The following is a 944-nucleotide window of genomic DNA, read 5'->3' on the forward strand; positions in this document are numbered from 1 at the left end:
TGGTCGTTTTAAGGGTATACATGGCTTTATTTATCTAAGAACCATAAACGAACGTTATTAGAACATCCCCTTTATATCAACGGTTCCAACCTTAACGTACAATATTTCCGTTTTGCTGTCTGTACCCCTATGAGAAGCTCATCTTTATGAAGAGGTGTATTATGAAAACAGAATTAAGTAGTCCTCATCAACTTACAACAAAAGTTTCAAGGAAAGAACTCTTCATACCTTGGGTTTTTGTATTAATGTGGAGTAGTGGCGCTATCTTTGTAGAACTTGGTCTTCCTTATGCAGATCCTTTTACTTTTCTGGCCTACAGATTTTTTATAGCTGCAATAATTATGTGGATCATTTCTTTAAAGCTGAAGTCAAAACTACCTTCTACAACTTTTGAATGGAAAGCAATCATATCTACAGGTATTTTTCAACAAGTTGGTTATCAAGCTTTTTTCTTCCTAGCTTTAGATTTTAATATTTCTCCTGGTTTACTAGCAATTATATTAGGAGCCCAACCTATTGTCACAACAGTATTATCAAAAGGAGATACAACAAAAAAGCAATGGATAGGTTTATTTTCAGGCATGATAGGATTAATTTTAGTTGTAGGACATAGTCTATGGGAAGGTTCTATTTCAATACTTGGTGTCGTTTGGTGTTTATTATCACTAGGAAGTATTACTTGTGGTACCTTCTTACAAAAAAACATTAAAACTAGTTTACCGATGAATATGTCAATCCAATATACTTGTAGTTTTCTTTTATTTATAATAATTGCACCTTTTTTTGGTTCTTTTACAGTGGATTGGACATCAACTTTTTTAATGTCACTTCTTTGGATGGTTTTTATTATTACTGTAGGTGCAACAATGTTGCTTTACTATATGATTTCTAAAGGGAACTTAACTAATGTTACAAGCCTATTTTATTGTGTACCAGCGTTAACA

General features: G+C 32.5%; 1 protein-coding gene. It reads left to right on the plus strand.

The window, feature by feature from the left end:
• Window positions 1-161: 161 nt before the first annotated feature.
• Window positions 162-944: DMT family transporter (locus AC1UFB_RS20285; protein ID WP_482589952.1), on the plus strand; the 783-nt coding region annotated here is incomplete at its 3' end.

This window comes from Priestia sp. KCTC 13724, from assembly GCF_056820425.1.